Origin of the sequence: Chryseobacterium fluminis, assembly GCF_026314945.1 — a bacterium.
Lineage (GTDB): Bacteria > Bacteroidota > Bacteroidia > Flavobacteriales > Weeksellaceae > Chryseobacterium > Chryseobacterium fluminis.
Genome location: NZ_CP111121.1, coordinates 1,610,630 through 1,623,037, shown reverse-complemented (window position 1 = coordinate 1,623,037; position 12,408 = coordinate 1,610,630). Strand labels below are relative to the sequence as shown.

The 12,408-nt window shown below is 38.5% G+C and carries 9 protein-coding genes; 3 read left to right on the top strand and 6 right to left on the bottom strand.

The features are described 5' to 3' along the window. The first annotated feature begins 287 nt into the window (after window positions 1-287). Window positions 288-2,450 (top strand): outer membrane beta-barrel family protein, encoded by a 2,163-nt coding sequence (locus ODZ84_RS07095; RefSeq protein WP_266176294.1) that lies wholly within the window; start codon window positions 288-290, stop codon window positions 2,448-2,450. A 297-nt stretch (window positions 2,451-2,747) separates the two neighbouring features. On the opposite strand, the gene ODZ84_RS07090 is transcribed toward ODZ84_RS07095, so the two are convergent. Further along, the gene (locus ODZ84_RS07090) at window positions 2,748-3,089 is read right to left on the bottom strand and encodes a cupin domain-containing protein (RefSeq protein ID WP_266176293.1); all 342 of its coding nucleotides are present in this window, start codon (window positions 3,087-3,089) and stop codon (window positions 2,748-2,750) included. A 131-nt stretch (window positions 3,090-3,220) separates the two neighbouring features. Between ODZ84_RS07090 and ODZ84_RS07085 the strand changes: the two genes are divergently transcribed. Continuing rightward, window positions 3,221-4,180: a Fic family protein gene (locus ODZ84_RS07085; RefSeq protein ID WP_266176292.1), complete on the top strand. Its 960-nt coding sequence runs from the start codon at window positions 3,221-3,223 to the stop codon at window positions 4,178-4,180. A 52-nt stretch (window positions 4,181-4,232) separates the two neighbouring features. On the opposite strand, the gene ODZ84_RS07080 is transcribed toward ODZ84_RS07085, so the two are convergent. From ODZ84_RS07080 to ODZ84_RS23070, 5 genes are all read right to left on the bottom strand, one after another. Next, a complete protein-coding gene (locus ODZ84_RS07080; protein WP_266176291.1) occupies window positions 4,233-6,497 on the bottom strand; it encodes a glycoside hydrolase family 3 C-terminal domain-containing protein in 2,265 nt (754 codons plus the stop codon). Window positions 6,498-6,776: 279 nt separating this feature from the next. Next, window positions 6,777-7,589 carry a methionine ABC transporter substrate-binding lipoprotein MetQ gene (gene metQ / locus ODZ84_RS07075; protein ID WP_266176290.1) on the bottom strand — a complete coding sequence of 271 codons (813 nt, stop codon included), beginning with the start codon at window positions 7,587-7,589 and terminating at the stop codon, window positions 6,777-6,779. A 129-nt stretch (window positions 7,590-7,718) separates the two neighbouring features. Next, entirely contained in the window at window positions 7,719-8,375 is a 657-nt protein-coding gene (gene metI, locus ODZ84_RS07070; RefSeq protein ID WP_266176289.1) for a methionine ABC transporter permease MetI, read from the bottom strand. Next, window positions 8,368-9,141, bottom strand: a complete 774-nt coding sequence (locus ODZ84_RS07065) for a methionine ABC transporter ATP-binding protein (RefSeq protein ID WP_323136876.1) — start codon at window positions 9,139-9,141, stop codon at window positions 8,368-8,370. The genes metI and ODZ84_RS07065 overlap by 8 nt, the downstream gene beginning before the upstream one ends. Beyond that, the gene (locus tag ODZ84_RS23070) at window positions 9,138-9,395 is read right to left on the bottom strand and encodes an ATP-binding cassette domain-containing protein (protein WP_323136875.1); all 258 of its coding nucleotides are present in this window, start codon (window positions 9,393-9,395) and stop codon (window positions 9,138-9,140) included. Before ODZ84_RS23070 ends, ODZ84_RS07065 begins: the two co-directional genes overlap by 4 nt. 751 nt (window positions 9,396-10,146) lie before the next feature. On the opposite strand from ODZ84_RS23070, the gene ODZ84_RS07060 reads away from it, so the two are divergent. Continuing rightward, window positions 10,147-12,399, top strand: coding sequence for a hypothetical protein (locus ODZ84_RS07060; protein ID WP_266176288.1), 2,253 nt, complete (start codon window positions 10,147-10,149; stop codon window positions 12,397-12,399). Window positions 12,400-12,408 lie beyond the last annotated feature (9 nt).

The following is a 12,408-nucleotide window of genomic DNA, read 5'->3' as shown; positions in this document are numbered from 1 at the left end:
AGAAAAAGGCAATCGGACGCGCAGAAATTAGCCGCTAAAAGACATACGAATATTTTGGAGAGAATACAATAACAACGGCATCAGCCATAGCATAGATCTTTTATTTCTTCCTTTGGAATAAAATCCGAAGCATTACCCCTAATTTTGAAAGAATACTATAGCGGGGATTCAAAGATATCAAGTGTTTATTCACAAAATCAGGATGCTAAAGATTTTTTTACCTATTTTAATTCTTCATGTAACAGTTCTTCATGCTGAGGTGTCTTATAGTTGAAAACAAATAATCAATGAAGAAGTTATTTTCGCCAATCGCCCTAATAGTGGGTCTTTCAGTATTTGCTCAGGAAAAAAATGATACCGTAAAGCAGGAAAAAGAAATTGCTGCCGTGACGTTGACAGCCCGGAAACCCACGGTAGAATCAAAAGTGGACCGCACGGTTTTTAACGTGGCCAACAGTTCGATCGTTGCCGGAAATACCACCTGGGATGTACTGAGAATGACTCCGCTGGTAAGCATTGATAATAATGATGCCATCAAGGCGGAAGGAGAATCCGTAACCGTTTATATCAACGACAGAAAATCTGTTTTTACAGGAAAAGAACTGAAAGAATATCTGGCTACCATTCCTGCCGATAATCTCCTCAAGATAGAAGTGATCACCAGTCCGTCTTCGCGCTACGAAAGCGCAGGATCTGTCATTAATATTGTCCTTAAAAAACGTGACGACGAGGGACTGAAGGGAAGTGCGACCTTTAACAACAGGCAGAACAGGAAAAACTCCCAGTATACCAATCTGAATCTGAACTATCATAAAAAGAAATTCACCCAGACGCTGATCGGAAGTTACAGTAACAATACCTATGTTCAGCAAAACGCGATCTACAATACATTGTATGAAAATAACAAAATAACAAAGATAGAGAGCGAAAGTATCTATAGAAACCAGAGTCCTTCCATTTCCTCAACGTCGGAGTACGAACTGAATGATAAAAATAACATCGGGCTTATCCTGGAATATTATCAGAGTAAAACGGCGTCTTCGTCTGAGGCAAGCGGAATTAATTTTATGAATAACGATTTTCAGGATTCGTATGTTCAGAATCAGAATTCAAACGGAATGAACCGGACATTAGGAACCAACTTTTTTTACAAATATTATGATAAAGAGAAAAACAAAATTTTAGATGTTAATATCGGAACCAATTATGATTCTCAGAAAGACCGAAGTCTTTTTATCAGGGATATCAGTACCGAACCTGTAGCAGATGAGCTGGGAATTAATGCTTATAATCAGATGCGAAACTACTATCTCAAAGTAGACTATACCCAGCCTTTGGGAAAATCCGGTGCTACATTCGAAGTAGGAGGGAAGATGGATTTTAACAATAATGTGATTCCTAATGATCTGTACGGAAATAACCTGGACAGTGACCTGCGAACGAATGACATCTTTCATTACAGCGATAATATCAATTCCTTATATGCCAACTATAGCAGGACTTTTTTCAAAAAACTGGAAACCAGAATCGGCCTGCGCTATGAACACATCGACTTTAAGGTACGCCAGGACGTCGCCGGAACCTACCGGAAAGATTCTTACGGGACCTTTTTGCCGAACCTGTTGTTAAAATATTCTTTTTCAGATAAATATGATCTGAGTGTTACCTATAACCGCAATATCTGGCGCCCGTGGTACTCGGAATTCAATCCGTTTCTTATCCCCAATAACGATGGGATCTATACACGGGGAAATATGGATCTGGAACCAAATCCAAGTGACCGCGTGGTCATGAAACTGGGGGTTTTTAAGAAATACTTTCTCTCGGCAAGGTATATGTTTACAAAACAGGACTATTGGACAACCTATGACTATGAAAACAATAAAACAATTTCATATCCGGGGAATTTTCCCGGAAAAGTTGAAAAATATTATCTTTTTGCAAGTACCAACCAGACTTTTCTTAAAAATAAACTGAGCGTAAACGTTGGTTTCGGATGGTATTATATCGACAACAGTGATTTCAACAGCAGGAACGGACTTAACAAAGAAGATGGCTCAGGCCCTAAAAATTATATCAGCTATTGGGGCGGATCCACCAACCTCTCGTACACCAATCTTTTTAATAAGAACATCAACCTGAGTGCCTGGGTCGAACTCTCAAACCAGAATAACGGAAATTCTTTAGCAAACAGAACCAATGTATTCCATAATATTTCCGTAACCAAGATTTTCCCGAAAACACAGATGGAAGCCAGTATCCAGCTGATGAATATTTTCCAGAGACCTAATTTTGATACGACGACGTTCAGTTCTGCAGGTACCTTCAGGAACTCCTCACAATCCGACTGGTACGGCGTCTCCCTGACCTTCGTCAAACGTTTTGGAAATCAGAAAGTAAAAGGAAATACCAAAACTGATGTTGAAAAAGGCGGAGGCGGCGGTAAATAGCATCTTCTTTAACAGCTACAGGACATGCAGATCATGCATGTCTTTTTGTTTTAGATAATAAGTGATCAGGAGCTTTTTCCTGCTCTCCACACTCGCTATTTTTTGTTTTCGGCGAGCCGGAGGCTCGCCGAAAACAAAAAATGAGCTCAGACAAATGTTCCGATCAGGGCTAGGATGACGGTCACCATTCAATATTCGGAAAACATCCGGTTCTGTCATCCCCTGTAATGATCCGGATATATTCCGGGATGAAGTCAGTCTAAATAACAGGCTGCCAAGGATATCAAAAACTGTTTATTATTTAATATTTTCTACTCTCGACGGATGATCCTGCAGATTAAGGCTGAGCCTTACCATACTTTCTTCCAAAGCAACCAGATCATGCGGAATATCAGCAGACAGCTGAATCATCATGCCTTTCTTTAATAGATAACGCTTTTCCTCGACTCCAAAATCAATAAGCCCCTCCAAAACCTGGACAATAATAGGGTAGGGCGCTTTATGCTCCTTCATCTCCTGGCCTTTACGGAAAAGAATTCTGATCTCCTTGGCCAGATCGTTTTTGAGCATCACCTTTACAGCAGGCTTGTGGCCATCCTCGTAATGCAGGTCATCATAAAATGAAACGGTTTCTACCATTGAATTTTTATTTTAATATAAATTTAAGGATATTAAACTGATTTTAGATGACATCGGACAGGAAATGATATTAATAAGTTTATTAAAATAGAATCTCTATCTTTGATACTATCAAATGATACTATCAGATTGTGAAGCCACCTTATACCATAACAGATAAAATTTTAGAATTGGTTATTTCTATTTCAGAAAAAATAGGAGAGATTAATGCTCATCATCTCTATAAGCCAACCACGGAATTGCGAAAAAAAAATCGCATTAAAACCATTCAGTCTTCATTAGAAATTGAAGGAAATACACTCACGGAAGAACAGATAACCGCTTTACTGGAAAATAAAAGAATTATCGCTCCGGCCAAAGATATTCTTGAAGTTCATAATGCTATTGAGGTGTATCATGATCTGAAACGTTTTAATGCAAATAAAATGAAAGATCTTGAGCTTGCCCACGCGATGTTAATGAAAGATCTGGTTGAAAATGCCGGAAAGTTCAGGACAAAAAATGTAGGAATTGTAAAAGGCTCAAAAGTTGAGCACCTGGCACCAGGCGGAACCATGGTGAAAGGGCTGATGAATGATCTTTTTAAGTATTTGAAAAATGATAAAGAGCTCATATTAATTAAAAGCTGGGTATTTCACTATGAGTTCGAATGTATACACCCTTTCATAGATGGGAACGGAAGAATGGGAAGATTATGGCAGACATTAATTTTAATGCAGCAATATCCTGTTTTCGAGTATTTGCCGGTAGAAAGTCTTATCAGAGAAAATCAGAAAGAATACTATAATGCCCTTTCAGAATCTGATAAAAAAGGGCAGTCTACTCCCTTTATTGAATTTATGTTACAAATCCTGTTAGCATCTTTAAAGGAGCTTTTGCGGTCACAAAATAGTAATCTGAATACAAAAGACAGAATATTTTTATTTAAAGAAAAAGCCGGCGCCCAAAAATTCAGCAGGAAAGATTATCTGCAGAGTTTTAAAGATATTTCGGCTCCTACAGCGAGCAGAGACCTGAAATGGGCAGTCACAGAAAATATTTTAATGAAATTCGGAGATCACAGACTCACGGAATATCAGTTTAAGGAATAAAAAATGCCTGAATAAAATCCAGGCCCTCCGTTTTAGAAATATATAAGTAAGATTACTTCAAAGTAAACTTCACCTTCGTTTTAATAGCATCAGAAGAATTTCCGATGTGGGCTTCGAAATCCCCGGGCTCTGCCACCCAGTCGTGTTTCTCAGCATCGAAGAAGCTTAATGCTGTTTTATCAATCGTAAAAGTCACCTGTTTTTCTTCTCCAGGATTCAGATATACTTTTTCAAAACCTTTCAGTTCCTTCGCCGGTCTTTCCACAGAAGATTTTACATCAGAAATATATAACTGGGCAACTTCCGCTCCGGCGATCTTTCCTGTATTTTTAACAGAAACCGTGAACGTAATGGTATCGTCCTTCGAAATAGTAGTTTTATCTGCTTTAGCTTTTCCAAACGCAAAAGTAGTATAGCTCAGACCATGCCCGAAACTGAATAACGGCTTGATCTTTTTTGTATCGTGCCACCGGTAGCCTACGAAAATTCCCTCGTTATACGTAATATTAATCGGGTTTTGCTGATCTTTTCCTTTTCCTGCTGCAAACTCATCTTTCTGTCCCGGATATTCTCCCAGCTGATGGGCCGAATTATCCTCCAGTTTCACCGGAAATGTAAATGGTAATTTTCCGGACGGATTGGCATCACCCGCTAATACGGAGGCAATTGAATTTCCTGCTTCAGAACCCAGGTACCACGATTGAAGAACAGTAGGTACTTCTTTGATCCAAGGCATCGCCACAGCGTTTCCGGAAACCAGTACTACCGCCAGGTTTTTATTTGCTTTTGCCAATGCAGAAATCACATGATCCTGATTATAGGGCAGTCCGTAGCTTTTTCTGTCGTTTCCTTCACTATCCTGGAAATCCGCTTTGTTTAATCCCCCTACAAAAATAACATAGTCCGATTTTTTTGCCAGTTCCACCGCTTCGTTTAGTAATTCCTGGGGTGAACGCGTATCTTTCAGATCCTGACCCGATTTTACACCATTGTATTCTCCGCCGATGTCTCCTACATATCCGCGGGCATATTGTACATCAGACTGTTTTCCGAATCTGGCCTTAATCCCGTCTAAAGGAAGCGTTTCATACTTCACTTTTAAGGAAGAAGATCCGCCGCCGACCGTCATGATCTTAATGGCATTTTCACCGATAACGGCAATTTTTTTCGCTTTATTAAGGTCTATTGGAAGTACATTACCCTGATTTTTCAGCAATACGATTCCTTCTTCACCGATCTCTTTGGCCACTGCTTTATGCTCTTCAGAGGCGATATTTCCGAAAGGCTTGTTTCGGTTCATCGTCGTCTTGTAGGCAAGGGTGAGAAGTCTTGTTACTTTATCATCAAGTTCTTTGGTTCCCACTTTTCCGGATTTGATCAAATCAAGATAGGGCTTGGCCAGGTAATAATTGTCATAGGCATTTTTTGTTCCTGCGGAAAGACCGTTGGTCCAGCTTCCGAATTCAAGATCCAGTCCGTTATGGATTGCCTGTTCGGTATTGTTGACCGCTCCCCAGTCGGATACCACAACGCCTTTGTATTTCCATTCTCCTTTCAGGATGTCATTTAACAGATATTGGTTCTGGCTTGCATACTGATTTTTATACATGTCGTATGCACCCATAATGGTCCAGGAATCTCCTTCCGTAACCGCTGCTTTAAAAGGAGGTAAATAAATTTCGTACAGCGTTCTGTCATCGATCTTTACATTGCTGGTATGGCGGAACATTTCCTGGTTATTCAGTGCAAAATGCTTTACTGAAGTGGCCACTCCGTTGGATTGTACGCCTTTTATATAGGGAACCACCATTTTTGAGGTCAGATAAGGATCTTCACCCATATATTCGAAGTTTCTTCCGTTCAGCGGTGTTCGGTAAATATTCACTCCGGGTCCCAGGAGGATATCCTTTTTGCGGTAACGTGCTTCCTCTCCTAAAGCTTTTCCGTAGTTCCAAGACATCTTTTTATTCCATGTTGCCGAAAGAGCGGTTAAAGCCGGATAGGCAATAATCGAGTCATTCGTCCATCCTGCCTGGTTCCATTCATCCCACATTACTTCCGGCCGTACTCCATGAGGACCGTCGGTGGTCCAGAATTCAGGAATTCCCAATCTGGGCACCCCTGGAGAACTGAATTTCGACTGAGCGTGAAGCATCGCTACTTTTTCTTCGGTGGTCATCCTTGAAAGAGCATCCTGTACACGTTGTTCTACAGGTTTTGATTCATCTAAATAAACGGGTAAAGTAGTATTTGATTGAGCCATATACGAAGCAGAAATAAGGGTGAATAAACTTACAATGGCAGTCTTCTTTAACATAAAAGCCTTTTTTTGATTAACAACAAAAATAAGGAAAATATTTATTATCTCAAATTGAGAAAATGAATATTTTCAATAAATGGTTATTTCTGACCAGTTATTTCTTATGATTTACAGATTGCGGGAATTTCAGAATTAATTTTAACCGGTAAAACATTGCACGACCCGGCAAAAAAAAGACATCATTTCAAAAAATCGAAATAATGTCTAATATACAATAATAGATTTTATCATGCAAAATAAGCTTACCGCTTACTGCTTAAAGGCTGTTGCTGTAAATTAATTCCACCCTTTAACTGCACCTCCTTTAAAAATCTCTGCTGCCTTTTTCATGACCTCATCAGACTGGTACGCCTTTAAAAAGTTTTTTACTTTTTCAGTGTCTTTGTTATCCTGTCTTGCAACCACGACGTTCATATAAGGAGAGTTTTTATCTTCTTTAAAAATTCCGTCCTTATCGGCATCCAGACCGGCCTGGGCAGCAAAATTGTTATTGATAATGGCAATCACTACTTCCTTATCGTCCAGTACTCTGGGTAATTGAGGCGCTTCAATCTCGAGGATTTTAAGCTGTTTCGGGTTATCCGTAATATCAGTCACTTTCGGTAATAATCCAATGCCGTCTTTCAGTTTCAATAATCCGTTTTTCTGTAAAAGAAGTAAAGATCGGCCTCCATTGGTCGGATCATTCGGAATAACCACCGTACTTCCGTTTTGAAGTTCATTAATATTTTTTATCTTTTTTGAATACGCTACGATAGGATAGACAAAAGTATTCCCGATAACAGCCAGTTTATAGCCCCGTTGTTTTGACTGTTCGTTCAGATAAGGAACATGCTGAAAAGCATTGGCATCGATATCCCCGTTATTCAGCGCTTCGTTGGGTACAACATAGTCATTGAAAGCGACCAGTTCCACATCAAGGTTGTATTTTTCTTTAGCTACTTTTTTAGCCGTCTCTGCAATTTCCTGTTCCGGCCCGGAAGTGATTCCTACTTTTATAAAGTTCGGATCATCCTTTTTTGAAGACTGACAAGCGGTGAATACTAACATCCCTGCCGTCAATAAACCTAAAATCTTTATTTTTTTCATTGTAAATTATTTTTTCTTTAAAAAGGATAAAAGGTTAATGTGCCGTTATGCAAATAACCTTTTATCGACACTATTTCACATCCACATTATATTGTTAAAGCACTTATGAATTATATCTGTGCCATTTATTTAACGGTGATCAAATCTTTTGGCCAACCGGTCCCCGGAAAACTGAATGATAAACACAATGGCTACCAGCAGTCCTAAAACCAGATTCATAATCAGTGCATCATACCCGATATAACCGTACTGATATCCGATCTGTCCCAGTCCGCCGGCTCCCACTGCTCCACCCATGGCAGAATAACCGACTAAGGTGATTAAGGTAATCGTTGCATTATTGATGAGTGACGGTAATGCCTCAGGCAGCAGAACCTTCCGGATGATCTGAAACGGACTTGCTCCGAGCGCCCTCGAAGTTTCAATAAGTCCCTGGGGAACTTCCAGCAGGCTGTTTTCAACAAGCCGGGCAATGAAGGGAGCGGCTCCTACGCTCAAAGGAACGAGTGCGGCATTCATGCCGATGGATGTGCCGACAAGGCTTCTTGTAAAAGGAATCATCCACACGATCAAGATAATAAAAGGAATAGACCGGAAAATATTCACCAGAACAGACAGAATTCTGTTATATATCATATTTTCCAGTAACTGATCTTTTCTCGTCAGAAATAATAAGATCCCGACCGGCAATCCCAGCACAAAACCGAAAAATCCTGAAACAAACGTCATGTAAACCGTTTCCCACACTCCCTTTGATAAAAGAGAAATTACTGTATCACTAAGCATATCCTCTTACCGTATTTTGAATTTTATTCTGATTGAAATGATAGATGGCCTGCTGGTTCTCTTCTTCCTCGCCCTGAAGCTGTAACAAAAGCTTCCCGAAATTGGATTCACCCAGATATTCTACATCCGCCTTCAGAATCTTATACGGAATTTTATATTGATCATATACGATCGACAGTACTTCTTCAACAGATATTTTTTCATTCACTTCCACCTCGATAAGGGGAAATAATCCTTCCTGTGGCTCTTTCTGTAGTTTTTTATTCAGTTCTTGTGGTATTGTCATAACCCCGGAGTTTAAAAATTGTTTGATAATCGGATTCTCTTTGTTGGAGATGATCTCGCTTAAAGTTCCTTTCGCTAATAGTTTTCCTTTATCAATTACGGCTACGTGGTTGCATACCGTTTTGATGACTTCCATTTCGTGGGTGATCAGCAGAATCGTGATGCCCAGCCGTTGGTTGATATCCCTTAATAATTGCAAAATAGATTGCGTTGTAGCCGGATCCAGCGCGCTGGTTGCTTCATCACAAAGCAGGAGATACGGATCATTGGCTAGGGCCCTTGCAATGGCAACCCTTTGTTTTTGTCCGCCCGACAGGCTTCTGGGATAATCATGGGCTTTGTCTTCCAGTCCAACGATTTTCAACAGTTCATTGACCTTTCTGTTGATATCCGCTTTATTGTTGCGATCCAGTTCTAAGGGAAGGGCAATATTCTCAGAAACCGTTCTGGAAGAAAGCAGATTGAAATGCTGGAAAATCATTCCGATCTTTTTCTCTCGCCGGCCAATTGCCTGGAATTTAATTTTGTAAAATCAACTCCGTTAATTATAATCTGACCATAATCCGGTTTTTCTAGAAGATTCACCGTCCGGATCAGGGTACTTTTCCCGGCTCCGGAAAATCCTATAATTCCGACAATATCACCTTTTTCGATCGTAAGGCTCACATCGTCCAGTGCTTTAAAAGACTGTTTCTTCTGGTGAAATGTTTTTGAAATATTTTTTATTTCTATCATTTTTTATTCTGTTCCTGTTAAATAAAAAAGGCTCTACAACGTGGTAAAGCCTTTAAAAATATGTCATATAAAAGTAAGGTCAACCACAGCAAATCTGAAATTCAGGCACACAGCAATACATCATCATGCTATTGATGGTATGCTTTCTCACTGAATAATGTATAAATCCCGCTTTCATTATATAGGTCTGATTACGGTTGCAAATATAAGGCATAAATTTTTATTAGTCCACTGGAAAAGTAGACTTTTTTATTTTTAATGTATTGGTGAATTTTAAGTATTTGAAAATTAATAATTTACAGAGTTTTTTTTGTGATTGCGAAATTTTTGAAAGAATATTATTAATAATATCAACAGTTTAACTGATAATAATTGAAAATTTTCTAAAAATAAATTTGTTGCGTCGAGTTTTGACGTTGAGAGGGAATAGTTTTGCTTTAGAAATAAAACAGTAAACCAATGAAAGTAGAATTAATCACAAAGATAATTTTTTTAGATATTATAGACGATCACATTAAAAAATATTATTGATTTTTCATATAACTGCTTTATTTCAATCTCAAAGAAGTAATGAATATCTAATTCGCCAAATAGTAATAACCATGAATATCGCTCACTCCATTCATCCAATTGTCTGATTTGATATTTATATTACTTCTTTGATTCTTCTTAAACCAATTTTCAATTAATAATAGATCTGCAAGATTGCAGAAGTGTTTTAGTTGTCCATACCTAATTTCAAATACATAATATGGCAAGAATTTTTTTATTCACAGACCCCAATGCGATGGTCGCCCAGAGTTCAGCCGAGGCTTTCGGTCCCTTATCCGGATCTTTGGGTACCGATCAGTATAATTTGGAGAATAAATTTTCTGTAACAGATAATGCACCGGTATTTGCAGTATGCAAATCTCTGCTTCTCGCTCAGGAAGACCCTTCTAATCCCGAATTATTAAACATTGCATTACTACCTATTACAGTGTCTGCATTAAACAATATCCCGGTTAAATTTTTTATTTACAGAGGGATCAAAAGAAACTCCTTATATGGGGCAGACGGAAAGATCCTTACCGTTTCAAACATGCGTTCCGGTAAGAACATCATCGAAAGAATCCAGCAGATTCAGCAAAAAATGAATAACGAAGCTGGAACCACGATGGCTGCTACAAAAAAATATTTAGGATGCGAAGTATCCGGAAATCTTTATCTGGAGCAGGCTTTCTTCCTGGAAAGCAATACAGGAAGTACTCCTCAGGATCCGAATCTATTTCATCCCATGATTGTAGATGAAGGTTTTGAAATCGGGAAATTTAAAGGAGGTACTACCAAAGCAGGATTCCAAATCATTTTGGACAGGATCGGATATGAACCTAAACTAAATGATCTCAGAAGATCTAATGATATTCTGCAAGCTCCCTCACTGTCAGCCACTCCGACAGGAGAAGAAAGATTTAAAGACAGAGTCAGAAAGGAAAAAATTCTGGCTTATATGGATTGCTGTGCTTTCTTCGGAAACTTTTACAGCAATAAAGCAAGTAAAATAGGAGTTTACTCTTCAGGCGAACAGAATATGGAGATCAAAACGGTTCTCTCGAAATTCTATAACAAAAATACAATCTACATCGATATTCGTGATGATTACGGAAATTCTTATAATCATTACTTTAAAACACACGATACAGTAAGACTTTATATGAAGAATCCATCTTCCTCCAATCAGCCGGTACTGACAGAGATGGATTACTATAATTCAAAATGGCCGATATTACAGTTAAGAGACTATCAGGTATCTTCGGCCGGATCTTCTAACAAAGAAACGATAGAAATTGCTTTCCCGATGCAGTTGGGAGATCCTTTTACGAACTATATTTTGTACGCTTACAACATCAGTATGGGAAAGAATAATCTTTCTGTAATGAAATCAGATGTACAGTTAAGTGAAGCGACGAAAGATCATAAAGTTTTATCGGGCTATACTCAGAAGGTAACATTTAAAAATATCAATGTTGAGAATGGTAAGCTGCTGTCAAACTATATGTTACTAAAGCTTTCCAATAATAGGAATTCTTATGATCATTACAGAAACGGAGACTTTAATAATGTATTTCCTCTTCACATGAAAGATATTTTAGGCGATGATGATTTAGCGGATGGAGATTTCAGGGTATATGTTTATTCGTCAATCAACGCTCCGATCATGAGAAAAAACAAGAAAGCTTATCTGGCTAATATAGGCATTGCAAAGGATAAAGATAATGTGACATTTTTCACCTTTAATTCTCAGACGGTAAAAGACAGAAATGTAAATGATTCTGTCGATAAGAAATATCAGAAATTATTTAATTTACTTCCGACGGGTACATTTCAGTATCAGATGTATATTGATGAATTTGAATATCAGGCCGGTGAATCTCTGGGATTTCTTTCCGCACTACCTTTCAGATGTATCAATGATGGCCAGGCGGAATATTTGCTGCAGCGTTTCCTTGTTGAGAAAGGAACTGCCTCTTACAAGGCTTTGGCATATGTAAAAGCAGGGGAGGGAAATATGACAGACGCTTTCTTTGCCGATTTTGATGCCTTTTGTATTACCAATCAGGAATATCGTGATCTTCTTAAGGAAGTCATCCGCCCGTCGAATTCCAGTGATTATGAGGCTAATTTTCCGACCTATCTTGAGAACTATTACAACTGTTTGGCATTCAACAATTCGTCACTTTCAGAAACATTTACGGATAATGCAGCAAATACAACAGTATTCCGCTACCAGCCTGTATATATTGATTTTGCAGGTACATTTCTGAAACTTGTTCCTAAACCTGATGAGGTACAGATTACCAGAAAAAATTCTTTAACAAAAAAGGTACTCTGCACAAACTCAAATATAACTTATTATTATTTATCAGTTTTCGGTTTGCCGGTAAATACTCAAAATACACTGGAAAACCTGAAATGGGATTCTTTGCAAATCAATATGGTGTTTAATACAATGAGAGTGTATTAATAACAACTA